We start from the raw sequence: 20,457 nt of genomic DNA, 5'->3' as shown, positions 1-20,457 counted from the left end.
GGCTTTTTTGTGACCGCCATCCCTGGCGGTCATCCTGCGGACCGTCGCTGGCGCGACGTCAAAAATCGCTCCTGGCGATTTTTTGTGAGCGACCGGGCGCCCTACGTTAGAATGCCTCCTTTAGCCGATATTAAGAGCCGCCATCATGCAATTCGTCGACGAAGCCACCATTGATGTCCGCGCCGGAAGCGGGGGGCACGGCTGCCTGAGCTTCCGTCGTGAAAAGTACGTGGAGTTCGGCGGCCCCGACGGGGGAGACGGCGGCGCCGGCGGGCACGTGTACGTGGAGGCGGACACCAACCTGAACACCCTGGTGGATTACCGCTACGAGCGCTCGTTCAAGGCGCGCAACGGCGAGCCCGGCAAGGGTCGCCAGATGACCGGTAAATCCGCCGAGGACGTGGTGCTGAAAGTGCCGGTGGGCACCACCGTGGTGGACGTGGACACCGATGAGGTGCTCGCCGATCTGACCGCCGCCGACCAGAAGGTGATGGTGGCGCGGGGCGGCCGCGGCGGGCTCGGCAACGTGCACTTCAAAAGCAGCGTCAATCAGGCACCGCGCAAGACCACCAACGGCACGCCCGGTGAAAACCGTCGTCTGCGCCTGGAGCTCAAGGTGCTGGCGGACGTGGGTCTGCTGGGCATGCCCAACGCCGGCAAGAGCACCCTGATCCGCGCCATTTCCGCCGCCAAGCCCAAGGTGGCGGACTACCCCTTCACCACCCTGATCCCCAACCTGGGGGTGGTGAAGGCGGACCGCTACCGCAGCTTCGTGGTCGCCGATATTCCCGGCCTGATCGAAGGGGCCGCCGAGGGCGCCGGCCTGGGTATCCGCTTCCTGAAGCACCTGGCGCGCACCCGGTTGCTGCTGCATGTGGTGGACATGGCGCCCCTGGACGGCAACCCGGCGGACCACATCGACGTCATCGCCGACGAGCTGGACCGGTTCTCCCCGGCGCTGGCGGAGCAGGAACGCTGGCTGGTGTTCAACAAGATCGACCTGTTGCCCGACGACGAGGCCGAGCAGCGGGTCGCTGAGATCGTCGACGAGCTGGGTTGGCAGGGGCCGGTGTTCCGTCTTTCCGCCGCCGCCGGCGTGGGCTGCGAAGAACTGGTCTACGCGCTGATGAACGCCATCGAAGAGCGCCGTCTGCGCGAACAGGAAGACCCGGACTACGCCGCCGAGCAGCGGGAACTGCGCGCGCGCCTGGAAGAAGAGGCCCGCGAGAAGATCCAGGAAATCAAGCGGGACCGCCGCGCGGCCCGCGACAATGACGACGACGATGATGATGACGATCACGACGTGGAGATCGTCTACGAACCCTGATCGGCCATCACTTTACTGAAAGCGGGAAAGGCACCATGGCGCAACGCGCACGCTGGGTAATCAAAATTGGCAGCGCTCTGCTCACCAACGACGGCCGCGGCCTGGACCGGGACCTGATGCAGGTCTGGGTGGACCGCATGGTGGCCCTGCGCGAGCGCGGCATCGACGTCATGGTGGTGTCCTCCGGCGCGGTGGCCGAGGGCATGACCCGGCTGGGCTGGGCGCGCCGCCCGGATTCCGTGCATCAGCTGCAGGCCGCCGCCGCCGTCGGCCAGATGGGGCTGGTGCAGGCCTGGGAATCCTGCTTCCAGAAGCACCGGCTGCACACCGCCCAGGTACTGCTCACCCACGACGACCTCTCCGACCGCAAGCGCTACCTGAACGCGCGCAGCACCCTGCTGACGCTGCTGGGCTTTTCCGTGGTGCCGGTGGTCAACGAAAACGACACCGTGGTCACCGACGAGATCCGTTTCGGCGACAACGACACCCTGGCCGCCCTGGTGGCCAACCTGGTGGAAGCCGAGCGGCTGGTGATCCTCACCGACCAGGACGGCCTGTTCGACGCCGACCCCCGCCAGAATCCGGCGGCGCGCCTGATTCCCAGCGCCCGCGCCTCCGACCCGGCCCTGGCCGCCATGGCCGGCGGTGGCGGCTCCGGGCTGGGCCGTGGCGGCATGACCACCAAGGTGCGCGCCGCCGCGCTGGCGGCGCGCTCGGGCACCATGACCACCATCGCCTCCGGGCGCCGCCCGGAGGTGCTCACCGAGCTGGTCGATGGCCAGGCCCCGGGCACCACGCTGTTGCCGGACACCTCGCCGATGAACGCCCGCAAGCAGTGGCTGGCGGGGCATCTGCGCATGCGCGGCCGGCTGATTCTCGACGACGGCGCCGCCCGGTGGCTGCGCGAGGCCGGCTCCAGCCTGTTGCCGGTGGGGGTGGTGGATGTGTTCGGCCAGTTCTCGCGCGGTGAGATGGTGGCCTGCGAGGACCGGCACGGCGAGCGCGTGGCCTGCGGTCTGGTCAACTACGACGCCGCCGACGCCCGCCGCCTGTGCGGCAAGAAGAGCCACCAGATCGCCGACGTGCTGGGCTTTATGAACGAGGAAGAACTGATCCACCGGGACAATATGGTGGTGCTGTAGTCCGGAGGCGGATCTTCAGGCATAAAAAAACCGGCCAGAGGCCGGTTTTTTTAGCGAACGCGTTCGAGCGATCAGGCCGCCATGGCCTTGATCTTGGCGTTCAGGCGGCTCTTGTGACGAGCGGATTTGTTCGGGTGGAACTTACCCTTCTGGGTGGCCTTATCCAGCACCGAGGTCGCCTTTTGGTACGCTTGCTGAGCGGCGCCTTGGTCGCCGGACGCAATGGCCGCGTTCACCTTCTTGAGGTACGTACGCACCATGGAACGCATCGCTGCGTTGTGCTTACGACGCTGTTCCGCCTGACGCGCGCGCTTGCGTGCTTGCGGTGAGTTAGCCAAGGTCCTGCTCCTATATATAAATCGGTAATTCGATGGTGATAATCGATTAGGACCGGGCGGATGCTGCCATTGGCCGGTCCTGAAGACGCGCAACTATGCCGATCCGGGTGCCGATTGTCAATCCCCGGGGCGGGCCTGTGGCGGTGACGGCGGGCTTTGGTTACTCTTGGCCGGTTTTTCGGAGGCGCCGGGATGGACGAGCAGGAAACAGCGGGTAAAAAGGGCGGTTTGCTGGCTTCGACCCTGGTGGTGAGCAGCATGACGCTGCTGTCCCGGGTGCTGGGGCTGGTCCGCGACGTGGTGCTGGCACGGCTGCTGGGCGCCTCGGCGGGCACCGACGCTTTCTTCGTGGCGTTCCGCATCCCCAATTTCCTGCGCCGCCTGTTCGCCGAGGGCGCCTTCAACCAGGCCTTCGTGCCGGTGCTCAGCGAATACCGCACCCGCCAGCGTGACGAGGGCAGTGCGGCCGCCACCAAGGCGTTGATCGACCGGGTCGCCGGCACCCTGGGCGGCTCCCTGGCGCTGATCACCCTGGTCGGGGTGCTGGCGGCGCCGCTGCTGATCTGGCTGTTCGCCCCGGGTTTCGGCGACGACCCGCACAAGCGCGCCCTGGCGGTGGAAATGCTGCGGCTCACCTTCCCGTACCTGTTTTTCATCTCGCTGACCGCCTTCGCCGGCGCCATTCTCAACACCTGGAACCGCTTCGCGGTGCCCGCCTTTACCCCGGTGCTGCTCAATCTCAGCCTGATCGGCAGCGCTCTCTACCTGGCGCCGCAGTTCGCCGAGGGGCGCATGGCGGTGGCGCTGGCCTGGGGCGTGCTGATCGCCGGCACCGTGCAGTTGCTGTTCCAGCTGCCGTTCCTGGCCCGTCTCAATTTGATGCCGGTGCCGCGCATGGCCTGGCGCGACGAAGGCGTGCGCCGCATCCTGCGCCTGATGGCGCCGGCCATGTTCGGGGTGTCGGTGAGCCAGATCAATCTGCTGCTGGACACGGTGCTGGCGTCCCTGTTGCAGACCGGCTCGGTGACTTGGCTGTACTACTCCGACCGGCTGGTGGAGTTGCCCCTGGGCGTGTTCGCCATCGCCATCGGCACGGTGATCCTGCCCAGCCTGTCCGGCAAGCACGCCGGGGACGATCCGCAAGCGTTCAGCCGCACCCTGGACTGGGCGCTGAAACTGGTGCTGCTGATCGGCGTGCCGGCGGCGCTGGCGCTGGCGGTGATCGCCGAGCCGCTGCTGGCGACCCTGTTCAACCACGGCGAGTTCGGCGCCAACGACGTGCTGCGCTCGGCGGAATCCCTGCGCGCTTACAGCGCCGGGCTGGTGGCGTTCATGCTGATCAAGATTCTGGCGCCGGGCTATTTCGCCCGCCAGGACACCCGCACGCCGGTGAAAATCGGTATTATCGCCATGGTCGCCAATATGGCCCTGAACCTGGCGTTGATCTGGCCGCTTCAGCACGCCGGCCTGGCGCTGGCGACCTCGCTGTCCGCCTGGCTCAACGCCGGTCTGCTTTATATAGGGTTGCGCCGCGGCGGCGTGTACCGGCCGATGAAGGGCTGGTGGCAGCACGGCCTGCGGCTGGCTCTGGCCGGCGGTGCCATGGCCGGGGCGATCTACTGGCTGGCACGGCAGGCCACGGTGTGGCTGAATGGGGCGCTGTGGGATCGCATCCTCTGGCTGGGCCTGATCGTGGTGGCGGGATTGGCGGTTTATCTGCTCGCCTTGCTGATTCTTGGCCTCAGACCTCGCCACTTGCGCCGATGATTCCTATAATCGGCCCTCTTTTCTCCCGCGTGCCGGCATAAAGCCGGCCGGGCGGGAACCTGACGAGGGCGGAATGCGACTGATTCGCGGCATTCACAATCTGCGGGCGAGCCACCGGGGCTGCGTCGCCACCATCGGCAACTTCGATGGCGTCCATCTGGGGCATCAACGGATTCTCGATCAGGTGATCGACGAGGCCAGGGCGCGTGGCAAGCTGGCCACGGTGATGCTGTTCGAACCTCAGCCGCAGGAATTTTTCTGCCCGGACCAGGCACCGGCGCGGCTTAACAGCCTGCGTGACAAGTTGATCGCGCTGCGCGACTACGGCGTCGATCAGGTGTTGTGCGCCCGGTTCAACGAGTCGTTCCGCAGCCTCACCGCCGAGGCGTTCGTGCGCGATCTGCTGGTCGAGGGCCTGGGCATCGACTACCTGGTGGTGGGTGATGACTTCCGTTTCGGCCGTGGCCGTGACGGTGATTTCGATTACCTGCAGCAGGCCGGCGAGCGGTTCGGTTTTCAGGTCACCGACACGCCGACCTGCGAAGTCGACGGCGAGCGGGTGTCCAGCACGCGGGTACGCGCGGCGCTGGAGCAGGGGAATTTCCGCCTGGCCGAGCGCCTGCTGGGTCGCCCTTATACGATCAGCGGCCGCGTGCGCCACGGCGACAAGCTGGGCCGCACCCTGGATGTGCCGACGGTGAATCTGGCCCTGAAGCGGCCGGTGTCGCCGCTGCACGGGGTGTTCGCGGTGCGGGTGTCCGGCGCCGGCCTCGAGGGCCATCCGGGCGCGGCCAATATGGGCACGCGGCCGTCGGTGGACGGCCAGGAAAACCGCCTGGAAGTGCATCTGCTCAATTTTCAGGGTGATCTGTACGACGCGCACCTGAGCGTCGCGTTTCATCATTTCGTGCGGCCGGAAGAGAAATTCGACGGCCTCGACGAACTCAAGGCCGCCATGTGGCGGGATCTGGAACAGGTACAAGCCTTTTTGGACCAAGACGACGGACTATGACGGATTACAAGGCGACGCTTAATCTTCCCCACACCGACTTCCCGATGAAGGCCGGTCTGTCCCAGCGCGAACCCAAGCGTCTGGACCAATGGCAGCAGCGCGATCTGTACCGCCGGATTCGCGAAGCGTCCGCCGGACGTCCCAAGTTCATCCTTCACGATGGCCCCCCGTACGCCAACGGCGACATTCATATCGGCCACGCGGTGAACAAGATCCTCAAGGACATCATCGTCAAGGCGCGCACCCTGGACGGCTATGATGCCCCCTATGTGCCCGGCTGGGACTGCCATGGCCTGCCCATCGAGCTGAAGGTGGAGCAGAAGGTGGGCAAGGCCGGCCACAAGGTGGACGCCGCCACCTTCCGCAAGAAGTGCCGGGAGTTCGCCGCCAAGCAGGTGGCAGGCCAGAAGCGTGACTTCCAGCGCCTGGGTGTGTTCGGGGACTGGGACAGCCCCTACCTGACCATGGACTACGACACCGAGGCGAACATCATCCGCGCGCTCGGCAAGATCGCCGCCGGCGGCCACCTGACCAAGGGCTTCAAGCCGGTGCACTGGTGCCTGGACTGCGCCTCCGCCCTGGCGGAAGCGGAAGTGGAATACCAGGACAAGCAGTCGCCGGCCATCGACGTGGCGTTCGCCGTCACCGACCCGGCGGATTTCAACAGCCGCACCGGCGTCGAGGCCGCATCCCCGGCCCTGGTGATCTGGACCACCACGCCCTGGACGCTGCCCGCCAACCGGGCGGTGGCGGTGCATCCGGAGCTGGACTATGTGCTGCTCAGCGGTGAGCAGAACGGCGCCGCCGTGGCACTGGTGGTGGCCGAAGATCTGGCGGACACCGTCAGCGAGCGCTTCGCGCTCACCGGCGCCGAGCGGTCCGCGTCGTTCAAGGGCGCGGCCCTGGAACACCTCACCCTGCGGCACCCGTTCCTGGACCGCCAGGTGCCGGTGATTCTTGGTGACCACGTCACCACCGACGCCGGTACCGGCTGCGTGCATACCGCGCCGGGCCATGGTGAAGACGACTTTATCGTCGGCAAGCAGTACGGCCTGGAAGTGGACAGCCCGGTGCAGGACAACGGTCTGTTCCGTGACGATCTGCCGGTGGTCGGCGGCCTGCACGTGAGCAAGGCCAACCAGCCGGTGATCGACGCCCTCAAGGAAGGCGGCACCCTGGTGGCGCTGGAGACCATCACCCACAGCTACCCGCACTGCTGGCGCCACAAGACGCCGATCATTTTCCGCAGCACCGCCCAGTGGTTCATCCCCATGAGCGAGGGTGGCCTGCTGGCCCAGGCCCGCGCCGAAGTGGACAAGGTGCAGTGGCTGCCGGAGTGGGGCAAGGCGCGCATCGAAGGCATGCTGCGCGATCGCCCGGACTGGTGTATCTCCCGGCAGCGCACCTGGGGCGTGCCGATCGCCCTGTTCGTGGACCGCGCCACCTCCGAACCGCACCCGGACACGCCGCGGTTGATCGAGGAAGTGGCCAAGCGGGTGGAGCAGAACGGCATCGACGCCTGGTTCGACCTGGAGGCCGAGGAGCTGCTCGGCGACGACGCGGAGCGCTACACCAAGGTCACCGACATCCTCGACGTCTGGTTCGACTCCGGCGTCACCCACTATTCGGTGCTCGAGCAGCGCGACGAGCTGGCGGTGCCCGCCGACCTCTACCTGGAAGGCTCCGACCAGCACCGCGGCTGGTTCCAGTCCTCGCTGCTGACCAGCACCGCGATCCGTGACGCGGCGCCCTATAAAAGCGTGCTCACCCACGGCTTCACGGTGGACGAGCAGGGCCGCAAGATGTCCAAGTCGATCGGTAACGTGATCGCCCCGCAGGAAGTGTGGAACGACCTGGGCGCGGACATCCTGCGCCTGTGGGTGGCGGCCACCGATTACCGCGGTGAGATGAGCGTGTCCAAGAACATTCTCAAGCAGATGGCGGACAGCTACCGGCGCATCCGCAACACCGCCCGCTTCCTGCTCTCCAACCTGAACGGCTTCGACCCGCAGCGCGACGCGGTGGCCCCGCACGACATGATCGCCCTGGACCGCTGGGCGGTGGGCCGCGCCGACGCCTTGCAGGCGGAGCTGCGCGAGTTGTACGACGGCTACCATTTCCATCTGGTCTACCAGCGCCTGCACAACTTCTGCGGCAACGAGCTGGGCGGCTTCTACCTGGACATCATCAAGGACCGCCAGTACACCACGCCGGCGGATTCGCTGGCGCGGCGCTCCTGCCAGACCGCGCTGTATCACATCGCCCAGGCCCTGGTGCGCTGGATGGCGCCGATCCTCAGCTTCACCGCCGAGGAAATCTTCGAGCTGCTGCCCGGCGAGCGCCCCGAGTCCGTGTTCCTGACCACCTGGTACGACGGCCTCTTCCCGCCGGCGGACGACGCGGACATGGATCTGGCGTTCTGGGAGCAGGTGCAGGCCGTCAAGCAGGCGGTCAACAAGGCCATCGAAGAGGCCCGCAACCGCAAGGAACTGCGCGCCAACCTGGCCGCCGACGCCACCCTCTACGTGGACGAGCGGCTGGCCGGCCTGCTCGGTCGCCTGGGCGACGAGCTGCGCTTCGTCACCATCACCTCCACCGCCACCCTGGCGCCGCTGGCGGACGCCCCGGCGGAGCTGCCGGACAGCGCCGTGGCCGGGCTCAAAGTGCGGGTGGCGCCGTCGCCGCACGACAAATGCGTGCGCTGCTGGCACCACCGCCCGGACATCGGCACGCACCCCGAGCACCCGGAGCTGTGCGGCCGCTGCGTGACCAACCTGGACGGTGACGGCGAGGAACGCCACTATGCGTGAGCAACAAGGCGCCCAGAGCCAACTGGTCTGGCTGTGGCTCACCGGCCTGATGATCGTGCTGGATCAGGTCAGCAAGCACTGGGTGGTGGCCCGTTTCGACCTCTATGAGCGGCTGGAGGTGCTGCCGTTCTTCAACCTGACCCTGGCCTACAACTCCGGGGCCGCGTTCAGCTTTCTGGCCGGCGCCGGCGGCTGGCAACGCTGGTTCTTCGCCGCCGTGGCGGTGATCGCCGTGGTGCTGATCCTGGGCTGGATGCGCAAACTGCGTGACGAGCGCATGCAGGGCGCCGCTCTGGCACTGATCCTCGGCGGCGCCGTCGGCAACCTCTACGACCGGGTGGTGCTCGGCCATGTGGTCGACTTTCTCGACTTCTATTGGGGCGATTACCACTTCCCGGCCTTTAATATCGCCGATACCGCCATCACTATTGGGGCAGCCTTGATCATTCTCGACATGCTGCTGGGAGGCCGTCGCGGCCATGACTGACACCTTGCGCGCGGGTCCGCAGACCCGCATCACCCTGCATTTCGCCGTGCGTCTGATGGACGGCACCGAAATGGACAGCACCTACGGTGGCGAGCCGGCCGCCTTCTCCTGGGGTGACGAATCCCTGCTGCCCGGCTTCGAGCGCGCCATCCTCGGCCTCAAGGCCGGCGACAAGCGCAGCGTCTTTATCGACGCCGCCTCCGGCTTCGGTGAATACAACGAACAGAACCGGCAGCACTTCAAGCGCAGCACCTTCAGCGCCGACGACGTGGAAGTGGGCACGGTGATGAATTTCGCCGATGCCGCCGGCGCCGAACTGCCCGGCGTGATCGCCGAACTGGACGACGACTGGGTCACCGTGGACTTCAATCACCCGCTGGCCGGCCGCGACCTCACCTTCGAGGTGGAGATCATCAACGTCGAGCACGACGCCCCGGAGCAGGCCGTCCGCCTGAACTGACCTTCTGGCCGGCCACCGCTGGTGGCGCGTATACTCAGGATACATTTCAAGCAGGTTCCGATATGCAAATCCGTCTCGCCAACCCCCGTGGCTTCTGCGCCGGCGTCGATCGGGCCATCGATATCGTCAATCGGGCCCTGGACGTGTTCGGGCCGCCGGTCTATGTGCGCCACGAAGTGGTCCATAACCGCTATGTGGTGGACGGCCTGCGCGAGCGCGGCGCGGTGTTCGTCGACGAGCTGGAAGAAGTGCCCGACGACGCCATCGTCATCTTCAGCGCCCACGGTGTCTCCAAGGCGGTGCAGGACGAGGCCGAGCAGCGCGCCCTGCAGGTGTTCGACGCCACCTGCCCGCTGGTCACCAAGGTGCACATGGAGGTGATTCGCTACGCCCAGGAGGGCCGCGAGGCGATTCTGATCGGCCACCAGGGCCACCCGGAAGTGGAAGGCACCATGGGCCAGTACGACACCAGCAAGGGCGGGCGCATGTATCTGGTGGAAGACGAGGCCGACGTGGCCCGCCTGGAAGTCACCGACCCGGACAATCTTGCGTTCGTCACCCAGACCACCCTGAGCGTGGACGACACCGCCCGCATCATCGACGCCCTGCGCCAACGCTTCCCCAATATCCTCGGCCCCAAGCGCGAGGATATCTGCTACGCCACCACCAACCGCCAGGACGCGGTGCGCCAGCTCGCGCTGGAATGCCAGCTGGTGCTGGTGGTGGGGTCGGTGAACAGCTCCAACTCCAACCGCCTGCGCGAACTGGCCGAGCGCTGCGGCACCCCCGCCCACCTGCTCGACGACCCGGCCATGATCGACCCGGCCTGGCTCAAGGGTAAGAAGGCCGTGGGCGTCACCGCCGGCGCCAGCGCCCCCGAGGAGCTGGTCCACCAGGTGATCGCCCGCCTGCGCGAACTGGGCGGCGAAGACGCCCACGAGATCCCCGGCCGCGAAGAGAACATCCGCTTTTCCATGCCCCGCGCCCTGCGGGCCTGATCCCTCCGCTCCCTGGAAGCCGCTGTCCCCACCGCCCGCCCGGGGCGAGTGGGGCGGCTTGTCCGCGTGCCGCGCTTGCCATGTAAAAGACTGGCTCTATAGCTAATGAAAAAGTGTGAATAGCGTCACAGCCTATCTTCGTAAAAATCCCCGCTTATCAACCGCTTATGCCGTTTATTGCCGCCAAGTGACCGCTCGTCTAAGTCTCATTGTCGACGGTTTTACAATTGCTAGAGTGTCTGCTCACAAGAATGAAAGTGGAGTGCATCGTGGTGTCTGACACCCGGTTCGGAAGCGGGGGCTTTACCCTTATTGAGTTGATGCTAACGCTGGCTCTGGTGGCGATCGTCCTCGGTTTCGGAGTGCCTAGCATGACCCAGTTAATACGAAGCAATCAGGTGATCAACCAAACCAATAGCGTTCTGGGTGGCATTCAACTGGCGCGGGCCGAGGCCGTTAAACGGGGTGTCGGCATGGCCGTGTGCGGCAGCAGCGATCAGGCTTCATGCGACGGACAGTGGGGCCAGGGGTGGCTTGTCTACGAAGATTCCGACGGCTCCGGGTCCCCGACCTCCACCAACATTGTCCGTGTGGCCGACGGCAGTGCGGAGGTGGATAACACCAGCGGGGGCGTGGTGCGCTTCGATCACCAGGGTCTGCGCCGCGATACATCGGAGGCTACCGTGACGATCAAGCGCAGTGCTTGCGGCTCCGAGAAAGCCCGGCAGATCAGTATTGCGAGAGGCGGCAGAGCGGCTTCGGAGAAGGTGTCATGTTGAGTCGGCGGCGATATCACGGACGCGGTTTTACCCTGATAGAAGTGCTCGTAACCATGCTCATTCTGTCAATCGGTTTGATGGGGATGGCGGGGTTGCAAGCGGTCAGTCTGAAGATGAATCAGAGCGCGCACTTATCCTCCCAGGCCACCTTTCTGGCCTACGACATCATTGACCGAATGCGCGCCAACCGCAGCGCCGCCCTGAAAGGCGATTATGAGATGACGTTGGGATGCACCGCGCCTACGGCCACCGGGGTCGTGCAAGACGATCTCGAAAACTGGCTGGAGACGCTTTGCGGTATCGAGGGGGAACAAAGCGCGCCGGGCGTCCTGCCGCAGGGTGACGACGGGAAAACCGGTGCGGAGATCGAAGTGGATGACGAAGGGCGGGTTGTCGTGACTCTCGCCTGGTACGACGCCCGCTGGCAGGAGCAGGGCGATAACGGCGAGGAAGACGCCGATCCGATCAAAACCGTCCGTGTCAGTGCAGAACTATAGGAGCTCCCCATTGTGACCCTGTTATCAAGGCAAAGACGTCAGGCCGGCATCGGGCTTGTGGAGATCATGGTCGCACTGGTCGTCAGCTCTCTGCTGATCGGCGGGTTGATACAGATCTTCAGCAGCAACAAGCAGGCTTATGTTCTTCAAGACGAAATGTCGCGTCTTCAGGAAAACGGTCGTTTTGCCTTCCATTTTTTGATGAAAGATCTGCGAATGGCGGGCTACTTCGGTTGCCGTAACAATGTTCCGGTCCAGAATAATCTGGACAGCAGCAGTAGCGATTACGATTTTTCCTATGATTTCGCCGGTTCCCCGCTGATGGCTTACAACGCCAACGACAGCGGAGGATGGAGTCCGGCGTTGCCGGCCTCCATTCAGGCCTTGGAGCCGCTCCCTGGCAATGACATCGTGTTGATCCGCAGCGCGGACGCCAGTTCGGTAAGCCTTACGCCTCCCTACCAGTCCGGCGACGCCAGCAAAGCCAGTATTCATCTGGAGAAGGGCCATGGTCTAAGTAAAGGAGACATCGCGGTGGTGTCCGATTGCTCTCAAGCAACTGTGGTGCAGATTACTGGCGAAGGCGGTGGTGGAACGTCCGCAGCCGTCACCAATAATACTGGCAACTCGGCATCCCCGGGGAACACGACGTCATCGCTGGGTCATAACTATGGCCAGGGTGCCATCATTTCCAAAATCCAAAGTAACGTTTTTTACGTGGCTAACAACGTAGCAGGCGTGCCATCTCTATTCCGGAAAAAGCTGACTGCCGGCGAGAACGCGGAAGAGCTGGTCGCGGGCGTGGATCAGCTCAGTTTTCGTTATGGCCTGGATAGCAATGAAGATCGCGAGCTGGACAGCTACACCGAGGCGCCTACAACGTCGCAACTCAACAGGATTATGGCTGTTCGGACATCCATGCTTCTGCGCGGGGAGCGCCAGAATATCGTCGACGGTGAGCAAGGGTTTGTTCTCGATGGTGACGTCATAAACCGTGACGACGGAAGGCTTCGGTACGTGATGAGCAGCACGGCCACGGTGCGGAACCGAGCACCTTAAACCGAATATCCGAACGACATAACGAAGAGAAAGACCATGAAGAAGCAGGTGCGTTTCCATACACATCAGAGCGGGGCTGCGCTGGTAATCGGCCTGATACTGCTTCTGGTGATGACCTTGCTCGGAGTGACCGCGATGCGAGGAACGACATTACAGGAACGAATGTCCGGCGCACTGTCTGATCAAAACACCGCGTTTCAGGCCGCGGAGACCGCGCTGCGTCAAGGCGAGAGTGTTCTAAGCTCGATTACGGCTCCCAATTTCAACGCAACCGGATGGTATGACCAGGGTGACGGTAAGACACGACCGGATTGGCCGGATAACGCCTCCGATCCCGGCGATACCGGCGACGGTGTCGTGACCTACAGCGTCTCTTCCGGTGGTGGTACCGGCCAGGATATGGAATGGAGCGAGCCACCCGAGTTTTATATCGAGAGGATGCCGCCCGTTGTGATTACAGGCTCATCCGGTGCCTCTAAGGCGATCGGTGACGGTACGGTCAAAGAAGAATATGAGCTTTACCGCGTTGTGGCGCGCGGGTTTGGCAAAAATCAGACAACAGTGGCGATAGTGGAAAGCATATACCGCCGTTGAGCAGGAACTATAACCCTTTGGGGGTAATGTGATGAACGGAGTAAAACTAAACCGTCGTTTTCTTCACGTTGGTATATTCGTGGCGGCGATACTGGCTACAGGGCATCTGCGCGCAGACGTTTCCATCTCGCAGATTCCGCTGTTCGTCATCGGTGGCGTAAGCCCGAACCTCATGTTTGTTCTGGATGACTCTGGGTCCATGACCTGGGGGTTTATGCCCGATGACCTAGTTGACCGGTTCTCAGTTAGTGAACAGATAGTTTATTACTACAGAAATTCTATTGGCGACTGTGATGGCGGCGTGTTCTGGTTCGGTGATGACAGATTATGTGCTCGGGGCATTGACAACGTAAAATATTTGGCCTCACCTAAGCTCAATAACCAATATTTCGATCCAGGAAAAACTTATACACCACCGCCTAAAGCAGATGAATCCCGTTATCCATCAGTGGATTTCAATAAGGCGCCCATCAATGGCTACGATACGAATCCTGACGAAGCTGAATATGTGAATCTGAGCACGAATTATCGAGCCGTTATGGATGACTACTATTATTACGGGGATTGTGGCTATAATTGCGAAGAGAATGGCTTTTCGATCAGTCCAAACGGAGAGGCCGGTGCTGCGTTTTATTATGAGTATGACGCAGGAAAATACGGATGTGGATCGGTGTATGATGACGCTTGTTACGAAAGTGTTAGCCCCATCCCCGACGCGGAAAAACAAAACTTTGCTAACTGGTTCAGCTACTATCGTACCCGAATGATGACAGCCAAGGCGGGCGTAGGGATCGCGTTTTCGGAGCAGCCGGAATCGCTGCGTGTCGGCTTCGGCACTCTCAACCAGGGGTTTCACAACGTTGACGGGCAGAATACAGGTACGCTGCGTCGCGGAGTCCGTAACTTTCAGGGTGATGACCGCGGTGAGTTCTTCCGGCTTTTGTATGCTTCCGAACCGGGTGGCAGTACACCGTTAAGAGGCGCGCTCAAGGACGTGGGGGAGTATTACGAGCGGAGCGACAGCCAGGGCCCCTGGAGCAGCACGCCGGGTTCGGGCGGCGGCAGTGACTACGCCTGCCGGAGAAGCTTCTCTGTTTTGATGACCGATGGCTATTACGGCGGCAATAGCCCTGGTGTCGGCAACACGGACAACGAAGCGGGCCAGGTGATTACCGGCCCTGGTGGGAAAAGCTATCAGTACGACCCGGCCGTCACGCCACTGTACAGAGATGGGCACAGCAATACGCTGGCTGATGTGGCCATGGACTACTGGAAACGTGATCTGCGCACCGACATGGACAACATCGTCGGCACCGACGAGCGCGATCCGGCCTTCTGGCAGCACATGGTGACCTACGGTGTCGGTCTCGGCGTCGATGGGAGCCTTCCTTCTATAGAAACTCTGGCTAAAGAGCCTGATGAAACCGTTGACTGGCCCGATCCTAACAGCGGCAATTCGGCCAAGATCGATGACTTGCTCCATGCTGCGGTGAATGGTCGGGGCGAGTTCTTCGGCGCCGACGATCCGGAGACGTTTACCCGCGAAATGACCTCCATGCTTTCCGACATCGTCAATAGAGGGACCGGCTCATCGTCTTCCATTGCCGCTAATTCGACCCGGCTGGACACAGACAGCGCCATCTACCAGGCCCTGTTCGACAGCGACAGCTGGGAGGGCGATCTGATTTCCTATGAGGTGAATACCGATGGTGAGATAGAGGGTGTTGGTTGGAAGGCCGCGAGCCAGCTGGATAAAGCCAGCGATGACGACATTATGAACGTTAATGGGTCCAGAGAAATTTACACTTACTTCGATGACCCCACCGATAATCTTGATCCCGTGCTCACGGAGTTTTTCTGGGATAATTTGTCCGCCGACCAGAAAGATGCGCTGGATGGCGCCGACAACAATGCCACTCTAGGTCAGCAGCGTGTCAGATATCTGCGCGGTGACCGGCGCCTGGAAATGCGTAACGGTGGTGCGTTCCGTAATAGAGATTCCCGTCTGGGCGACATTATTAATTCAAATCCGGCGTTCAGTGGTTCGGAGGGCTACGGCTATCAGCTGCTGCCCAACGAGGCGGGCCGTAAGTACACCACTTATCTTGACGATAAGGAAAACCGTAATGAAATGATCTACGTTGGCGCCAACGATGGCATGCTGCATGCGTTTGACGCTGACGATGGTGATGAAGTCTTTGCCTATATCCCGAGCATGCTTTTCGACAAGCTGCCAGCGCTTACCGATCCCAATTATGCCCACAGCTTTTATGTGGACGGCGCGCCGATCGTTACCGATGCGTATATCGGCGGCGGCTGGAAGACCATTCTGATTGGAAGCCTCAACGCCGGCGGCAAGGGCCTTTTCGCGCTTGATATCAGTAATCCGGACAATCCCACACTGATGTGGGAATTCACCCATCCGGAGCTTGGGGAGGGTGTGAAAGAAGTCTCGGTGGTTCCGGTCAATGAAAGTGCCTCCGAGTGGCACGTTGTCTTTGGCAACGGCTATAACAGTGACAGTGGCAAAGCCGCGCTGTTCGCCCTGGATCTTTCGGACGGCTCACTGGTTGGCGATGCGCCGGTTATGGTCGGTACCAGCACTGAGAACGGCATGGCCGGTGTCACTGCCATCAACAGCGGTGACGGCTATTTCGCGAATGTCATATACGCCGGCGATTTGCGTGGCAACTTGTGGAAGTTCGAGCCTGGTAACAACGGCTGGAAATCCGCTTTCGGAAACGCCAACAGTCCCGATCCCATGTTCATCGCCACCGATGGAAGCAATCGTCAGCCGATCACGTCACGACCGGAAGTGACCGTCACCGAAAATGATCAGAATGTAGTGGTCTTCGGCACCGGGAAGTACCTGGAGAACGGCGACGTCAGCGATACCAGCGTTCAAAGCCTGTATGGCATTTTCGATGACGACCTAAAAGGCACCGTGAGTCGGGGTGATCTCCTGGAGCAGCGGATTAACTCCGAAGGGGAACTGACCATCAGTGGTGAGTCGCGCCCCTACCGGATCTTCTCCGATAATGAAATATCTGATGGTGATGCTGGCTGGCGTATCGATCTGATATCGCCGAACACCGGCAGCGAGGGCGAGCGTGTCGTGGTTCGCCCCACCATTCGTGGTGAAGCCGTTGTGTTCGTGTCTCTTATTCCTTCCGTAAGCCCTTGTGACGGCGGCGGCAGCAGTTGGTTGATCGCCATTAGTAAGAATAATGGAGGTCAGATCGACGGCGGTGTCATTGACGTCAACGAGGATGGGAAGATCGATGAAGAGGACTATGTCAACGACGGCGGCGTTAAAGTGCCTGCCTCTTCAATCGGCTTTGACAGCATTTTGAGCCGCGTTAATTTCATCAGTGGTGCGGCGAATGTCGATCAGGGTTATGGCAGCACCTCGGATGGCGATATAGCCAGGGTTGGCCTGAAGGGCCTGGGTGGCTTGCTGGGCCGACAATCCTGGCGGCAGCTGCGCTGAACAGTGAAGCGCCGGCTCCGCATCTTGGAGCCGGCTCATACACCGGATGGGTTATGAAAAAAACCATGCAATCTCACAAACAGGTTGGGTTCACGCTGATCGAACTTATGATCGTGGTGGTCATTGTGGCGATTCTTGCCGCTGTCGCTTACCCCAGCTATCAAGAGCAGGTTGAGCGTGGCCGATTGGCGGAAGGGAAAGCCGTACTGACCCAGGCGGCCACACGAATGGAGCGCTGCTATTCCACCAAGGGCACCTATAAAAACTGCATTTCGTCGGCCGTGGACTCAGAGACAGGTATGTATGCAGTATCGGTGAAAGCCCCAGCGGCGGATAACACCTTCACTCTGGTGGCGACACGAAAGAAGGCAACGGGCGCGAATCAGTGCGGCAACCTGACGCTTACCCAGACAGGTAAGACTGATGTGGAAAGCGCCACCAAAACCGCGGCCGAATGCTGGCGCTGATATGGTGCCTGCGTCCTCTCTGTAAGCCACCCCACAAGATCATTTCCGAAAACGCCGACAGACTCTGTCGGCGTCCTCTTATTGTGACTCTCTCCCCATCATTTAGTCTGAAGGCACCTTCCATACACAAGGATGTGAGTGATGGGTGTAGTAAAGCGGACCCCGAACAGGGGACTTCAGGGCTTTACGCTAGTCGAACTGCTTACCACGGTCTTGGTTGTCGCTGTATTGCTGGTCATGGTGGCCCCTTCCATGAGCGCGCTGATAAAGCGGAATAGTCTGGTGGCATTGCATGGGAGCTTGCGCGCTTCGCTGAGTGTGGCGCGGACCCAGGCGGTTGAGACCGGGCAGGCTGTCTCGGTCTGTCCTATGGGTCGCAACGGTGGATGTGCTTTCCCTTCCGGCGACTGGTCGCGGGGATGGATGGTGTTCGAGGACCCGGACCATACTGGCCGTTGTGATAATCCGGCTAAGACGGGTTTTTGCCATGGAACACGGAACCGGGTTCTCGAAATCCGCTCTCCTGTGAAACCGGGCTACGTCATACGCAGTAACCACCACGTTTCCCGGCGGGTACGTTTCGCCGCTACCGGGATGAGCTACGGGCACAATGGACGGTTCACGCTGTGCGCCCTGAGCGGTGCGGTACAGCCCGTTGGTCTGGTGGTGGCGGCTACCGGCAGGGTGCGTCGTGCCCGTGGCTCTGATTTACTCCCGTGCCCCTAGGCGGAGCGGTGAGGAGGACGAGCCTGTGTTATTGTTGCTCCCCTTCCTGTCATCCAACTCCCACGATTTGCTATGGCTGATGTACTCGTTGTCGGTGGTGGAATTGTCGGTTTGCTGAGTGCGCTCAATCTCAGCGACCGCGGTTTGAGTGTCACCGTGATCGACGCCGGCGGGCAGCGTCCGCCGGCGTCCTGGGCCGGTGGCGGTATTCTGTCGCCGCTGTTCGCCTGGCGTTACCCCGATCCCATGAACCGGCTGAGCCACGACGCCACGGCGCGCTACCGGGGTCTGGTGGAGCGTCTGCGGGGCAAGGCTGGGTTGCGTGCTTCGGACCTGAACGAGAGCGGCCTGTGGGCGGCGGTGGACGGCGATGAGCGCCGGGATGCGTTGCGCTGGGCGTCGTCCTGGGGGGTGCGATGCCAGGCGGCGCCGCTGAGCCAGCATTTGTCGGCGGCGCCGGAGCGTGACGGGCTGTGGTTTCCCGACATTGGCAATCTGCGTAATCCGCGCCTGTTGAAAGCACTGCGGGCGGCACTGGTGGCGCAGCGGGTTGAGTTCGTCAACGCGTCGGTGGAGGCTGTGCGGCCCGGCGCCATCGGCGCCGAGCTGGCCCTGAGTCATGGCGGCCGGGTGACCGCCCCTCGCGTGCTGATCGGCGCGGGCGCCTGGACGTCGACGCTGCTGGAACCGCTGGGCGTGGACCTGCCGCTGTTTCCCGCCAAAGGCGAGATGTTGCTGTACCGTTTGCCGCCCGGGCGGGTGCGCAGCATTGTGCTGACTGACGAGGGCTATTTGATTCCCCGGGCCGATGGCGCGGTGCTCGCGGGCTCCACGCTCAAAGCCGGCGATGCCACCACTTATCCCACGGTGACTGGGCGTTGGGCCTTGCAGGCCATGGCGGCGTCGCTGCTACCGGAGCTGGCGTCGGTGACCCCGTCCTATCATTGGGCCGGGGTGCGGCCAGGTAGCGACCGCGACTGGCCCTATCTGGGGCCGGTGCCCGGCACCCGCGGGGTGTTCGCCGCCGCCGGGCTGCATCGCAATGGGTTGGTGGCGGCGCCGGCCAGCGCCGAGCTGCTGGTGCGCCTGATGTGCGGGGAAACGCCGTCGCTGGATCCGGCGGCTTATTCGCTGTCCGGGGCGCCGTCCTGATCCAGTTCCAGCTTCTTTAGCCGGTAGCGCAGCGAGCGGAAGGTCATGCCCAGCTTCTTGGCGGCCGCGGTGCGGTTCCAGTGGGTGGTGTCCAGCGCGCGCAGGATTTCCTGTTTCTCGATCTCCTGCAGATAGTCTTCCAGCGGCAGCTGCGGGTGGCGGCCGCCGCCGTTGCCGGCGGCCGGCTGCGGCCCGTCGTCGCTGGGCAGGTGCAGATGCTCGGGTTCGATCATCTCGCCGTCGCAGAGGGTGAGGGCACGCTCCAGGGTGTTTTCCAGTTCGCGCACGTTGCCGGGAAAGCGGTAGCCGGCGAGGGCGGACATAGCCCGCTCGCTGACCGCCGGCGGCCGGGTCTCCCAGGCTTCGCCGAGACGCTCCAGGATGTGTTCCACCAGCACCGGGATGTCCTCGTGCCGTTCGCGCAGCGGGGGGACGTGCGCTTCGATCACGTTGAGCCGGTAGTAAAGATCCTGGCGGAAGCGGCCGGCGCTCATTTCCTCGCCCAGATCCCGGTGGGTGGCGCAGAGAATGCGCAGGTTAACCGCGAACTCCTTGGACTCGCCCACCGGGCGCACCGTCTTTTCCTGAATCGCGCGCAGCAGTTTCACCTGCATGTGCAGCGGCAGGTCGGCCACTTCGTCGAGGAACAGGGTGCCGCCGTCCGCTTCGCGGAACAGGCCTTTGCGGTCTTCCACGGCGCCGGTGAAGCTGCCCTTGCGATGGCCGAAGAACTCGCTCTCCATCAGTTCCGAGGGGATCGCGCCGCAGTTGACCGCGACGAAGGGCTTTTCACGACGCGGACCCAGCGCGTGGATCAAGCGCGCCACGCGCTCCTTGCCGCTGCCGGACTCGCCACTGATGTAGATCGGCGCCTGGCTGCGCGCCAGTTTGCGGATCTGCTGCTTGAGGCGCTGCATGGCCGGCCCCTGGCCGACCAGGGTGTCTTCTTCCTCGCCGCCGTCGCCGGTCTTCTCGGCGCGGCTGATGCCCAGGCCGTCCTCGATCAGCTGCCGCAGGCGGTCCAGCGCCACCGGTTTGGCGATGAAGTCGTAGGCGCCCAGCTTCATCGCTTCGGTGGCCACGTCCATATTGCCGTACGCGGTGATCACCGCCACCGGCATCTCCGGGGCGGTCTGGGCGGCGTGGCGCAGCAGGTCCAGGCCGGTGCCGTCGCCCAGGTTCATATCGGTCAGGCAGAGGTCGAAGCGGTCGCTGTCGAGCAGGCGCCGCGCGGCGCCGAGCGAGTCGGCCGCGGTGGCATCCAGTTTCATCCGCCCCAGGGTGATGACGAGCAGTTCGCGCAGATCCGCTTCGTCGTCAACAACCAGAACACGAGGAGTCTTATCGGTCAT

The 20,457-nt window shown here is 62.9% G+C and carries 18 protein-coding genes and 1 pseudogene; 17 read left to right on the top strand and 2 right to left on the bottom strand.

The features are described 5' to 3' along the window. Positions 1–145: 145 nt before the first annotated feature. Together cgtA and proB are read left to right on the top strand one after the other, a co-directional pair. A complete protein-coding gene (gene cgtA / locus ISO4_RS11675) occupies positions 146–1,327 on the top strand; it encodes an Obg family GTPase CgtA (protein WP_194856333.1) in 1,182 nt (393 codons plus the stop codon). A gap of 35 nt (positions 1,328–1,362) precedes the next feature. Then, complete coding sequence (gene proB, locus ISO4_RS11670) at positions 1,363–2,469, top strand: glutamate 5-kinase (RefSeq protein ID WP_194856332.1); 1,107 nt, start codon at positions 1,363–1,365, stop codon at positions 2,467–2,469. 71 nt (positions 2,470–2,540) lie between these two features. Here proB and rpsT read toward each other — a convergent pair whose 3' ends face one another. Continuing rightward, positions 2,541–2,807, bottom strand: coding sequence for a 30S ribosomal protein S20 (gene rpsT / locus ISO4_RS11665; RefSeq protein WP_067608555.1), 267 nt, complete (start codon positions 2,805–2,807; stop codon positions 2,541–2,543). Positions 2,808–2,999: 192 nt separating this feature from the next. Here rpsT and murJ point away from each other — a divergent pair, with 192 nt between their 5' ends. The 15 genes and pseudogenes from murJ to ISO4_RS11595 all read left to right on the top strand — a co-directional run bounded on the left by murJ (position 3,000) and on the right by ISO4_RS11595 (position 19,105). Continuing rightward, on the top strand, positions 3,000–4,574 hold the full coding sequence (murJ, locus tag ISO4_RS11660; RefSeq protein ID WP_194856331.1) for a murein biosynthesis integral membrane protein MurJ: 1,575 nt from the start codon (positions 3,000–3,002) through the stop codon (positions 4,572–4,574). Positions 4,575–4,647: 73 nt separating this feature from the next. Continuing rightward, positions 4,648–5,586, top strand: a complete 939-nt coding sequence (gene ribF / locus ISO4_RS11655; RefSeq protein WP_194856330.1) for a bifunctional riboflavin kinase/FAD synthetase — start codon at positions 4,648–4,650, stop codon at positions 5,584–5,586. Next, positions 5,583–8,396 (top strand): isoleucine--tRNA ligase, encoded by a 2,814-nt coding sequence (gene ileS / locus ISO4_RS11650; RefSeq protein ID WP_194856329.1) that lies wholly within the window; start codon positions 5,583–5,585, stop codon positions 8,394–8,396. The genes ribF and ileS overlap by 4 nt, the downstream gene beginning before the upstream one ends. Then, the gene (lspA, locus tag ISO4_RS11645) at positions 8,389–8,883 is read left to right on the top strand and encodes a signal peptidase II (RefSeq protein WP_194856328.1); all 495 of its coding nucleotides are present in this window, start codon (positions 8,389–8,391) and stop codon (positions 8,881–8,883) included. Before ileS ends, lspA begins: the two co-directional genes overlap by 8 nt. After that, a complete protein-coding gene (fkpB, locus tag ISO4_RS11640; protein WP_142949780.1) occupies positions 8,876–9,343 on the top strand; it encodes an FKBP-type peptidyl-prolyl cis-trans isomerase in 468 nt (155 codons plus the stop codon). Before lspA ends, fkpB begins: the two co-directional genes overlap by 8 nt. 62 nt (positions 9,344–9,405) lie before the next feature. Further along, positions 9,406–10,341, top strand: a complete 936-nt coding sequence (gene ispH, locus ISO4_RS11635) for a 4-hydroxy-3-methylbut-2-enyl diphosphate reductase (protein ID WP_194856327.1) — start codon at positions 9,406–9,408, stop codon at positions 10,339–10,341. Between the two features lie 251 nt (positions 10,342–10,592). Beyond that, positions 10,593–10,700, top strand: a pseudogene (locus ISO4_RS17305) (pilus assembly FimT family protein); the annotation flags it as partial. 12 nt (positions 10,701–10,712) lie between these two features. Beyond that, on the top strand, positions 10,713–11,120 hold the full coding sequence (locus ISO4_RS11630; RefSeq protein ID WP_228548085.1) for a GspH/FimT family protein: 408 nt from the start codon (positions 10,713–10,715) through the stop codon (positions 11,118–11,120). Then, positions 11,114–11,617, top strand: a complete 504-nt coding sequence (pilV, locus tag ISO4_RS11625; protein ID WP_194856325.1) for a type IV pilus modification protein PilV — start codon at positions 11,114–11,116, stop codon at positions 11,615–11,617. Before ISO4_RS11630 ends, pilV begins: the two co-directional genes overlap by 7 nt. A gap of 12 nt (positions 11,618–11,629) precedes the next feature. After that, the gene (locus ISO4_RS11620; RefSeq protein WP_194856324.1) at positions 11,630–12,676 is read left to right on the top strand and encodes a PilW family protein; all 1,047 of its coding nucleotides are present in this window, start codon (positions 11,630–11,632) and stop codon (positions 12,674–12,676) included. A gap of 36 nt (positions 12,677–12,712) precedes the next feature. Continuing rightward, complete coding sequence (locus tag ISO4_RS11615; RefSeq protein ID WP_194856323.1) at positions 12,713–13,270, top strand: pilus assembly PilX family protein; 558 nt, start codon at positions 12,713–12,715, stop codon at positions 13,268–13,270. A gap of 31 nt (positions 13,271–13,301) precedes the next feature. Then, positions 13,302–16,760: a pilus assembly protein gene (locus ISO4_RS11610; protein WP_194856322.1), complete on the top strand. Its 3,459-nt coding sequence runs from the start codon at positions 13,302–13,304 to the stop codon at positions 16,758–16,760. Between the two features lie 53 nt (positions 16,761–16,813). Further along, entirely contained in the window at positions 16,814–17,227 is a 414-nt protein-coding gene (locus tag ISO4_RS11605; protein WP_323745375.1) for a type IV pilin protein, read from the top strand. 141 nt (positions 17,228–17,368) lie between these two features. After that, on the top strand, positions 17,369–17,953 hold the full coding sequence (locus ISO4_RS17300; protein WP_194856343.1) for a GspH/FimT family pseudopilin: 585 nt from the start codon (positions 17,369–17,371) through the stop codon (positions 17,951–17,953). 72 nt (positions 17,954–18,025) lie between these two features. Continuing rightward, positions 18,026–19,105 carry an NAD(P)/FAD-dependent oxidoreductase gene (locus ISO4_RS11595; RefSeq protein ID WP_194856321.1) on the top strand — a complete coding sequence of 360 codons (1,080 nt, stop codon included), beginning with the start codon at positions 18,026–18,028 and terminating at the stop codon, positions 19,103–19,105. Here ISO4_RS11595 and ISO4_RS11590 read toward each other — a convergent pair. Beyond that, positions 19,078–20,457, bottom strand: a complete 1,380-nt coding sequence (locus tag ISO4_RS11590; protein WP_194856342.1) for a sigma-54-dependent transcriptional regulator — start codon at positions 20,455–20,457, stop codon at positions 19,078–19,080. The two genes, ISO4_RS11595 and ISO4_RS11590, sit on opposite strands and share 28 nt — an antisense overlap.

Source organism: Alloalcanivorax venustensis ISO4 (assembly GCF_015356855.1).
GTDB classification, from domain to species: Bacteria; Pseudomonadota; Gammaproteobacteria; order Pseudomonadales; family Alcanivoracaceae; genus Alloalcanivorax; species Alloalcanivorax venustensis.
This window is presented reverse-complemented; position numbering and strand designations above follow the sequence as displayed.

Excerpts from the sequence above, each read along its gene's own strand:
- cgtA (WP_194856333.1), top strand. The coding sequence starts at position 146 with ATGCAATTCGTCGACGAAGCCACCATTGATGTCCGCGCCGGAAGCGGG.
- proB (WP_194856332.1), top strand. The coding sequence starts at position 1,363 with ATGGCGCAACGCGCACGCTGGGTAATCAAAATTGGCAGCGCTCTGCTC.
- murJ (WP_194856331.1), top strand. The coding sequence starts at position 3,000 with ATGGACGAGCAGGAAACAGCGGGTAAAAAGGGCGGTTTGCTGGCTTCG.
- ribF (WP_194856330.1), top strand. The coding sequence starts at position 4,648 with ATGCGACTGATTCGCGGCATTCACAATCTGCGGGCGAGCCACCGGGGC.
- ileS (WP_194856329.1), top strand. The coding sequence starts at position 5,583 with ATGACGGATTACAAGGCGACGCTTAATCTTCCCCACACCGACTTCCCG.
- lspA (WP_194856328.1), top strand. The coding sequence starts at position 8,389 with ATGCGTGAGCAACAAGGCGCCCAGAGCCAACTGGTCTGGCTGTGGCTC.
- fkpB (WP_142949780.1), top strand. The coding sequence starts at position 8,876 with ATGACTGACACCTTGCGCGCGGGTCCGCAGACCCGCATCACCCTGCAT.
- ispH (WP_194856327.1), top strand. The coding sequence starts at position 9,406 with ATGCAAATCCGTCTCGCCAACCCCCGTGGCTTCTGCGCCGGCGTCGAT.
- ISO4_RS11630 (WP_228548085.1), top strand. The coding sequence starts at position 10,713 with ATGACCCAGTTAATACGAAGCAATCAGGTGATCAACCAAACCAATAGC.
- pilV (WP_194856325.1), top strand. The coding sequence starts at position 11,114 with ATGTTGAGTCGGCGGCGATATCACGGACGCGGTTTTACCCTGATAGAA.
- ISO4_RS11615 (WP_194856323.1), top strand. The coding sequence starts at position 12,713 with ATGAAGAAGCAGGTGCGTTTCCATACACATCAGAGCGGGGCTGCGCTG.
- ISO4_RS11610 (WP_194856322.1), top strand. The coding sequence starts at position 13,302 with ATGAACGGAGTAAAACTAAACCGTCGTTTTCTTCACGTTGGTATATTC.
- ISO4_RS11605 (WP_323745375.1), top strand. The coding sequence starts at position 16,814 with ATGAAAAAAACCATGCAATCTCACAAACAGGTTGGGTTCACGCTGATC.
- ISO4_RS17300 (WP_194856343.1), top strand. The coding sequence starts at position 17,369 with ATGGGTGTAGTAAAGCGGACCCCGAACAGGGGACTTCAGGGCTTTACG.
- ISO4_RS11595 (WP_194856321.1), top strand. The coding sequence starts at position 18,026 with ATGGCTGATGTACTCGTTGTCGGTGGTGGAATTGTCGGTTTGCTGAGT.
- ISO4_RS11590 (WP_194856342.1), bottom strand. The coding sequence starts at position 20,457 with ATGACCGATAAGACTCCTCGTGTTCTGGTTGTTGACGACGAAGCGGAT.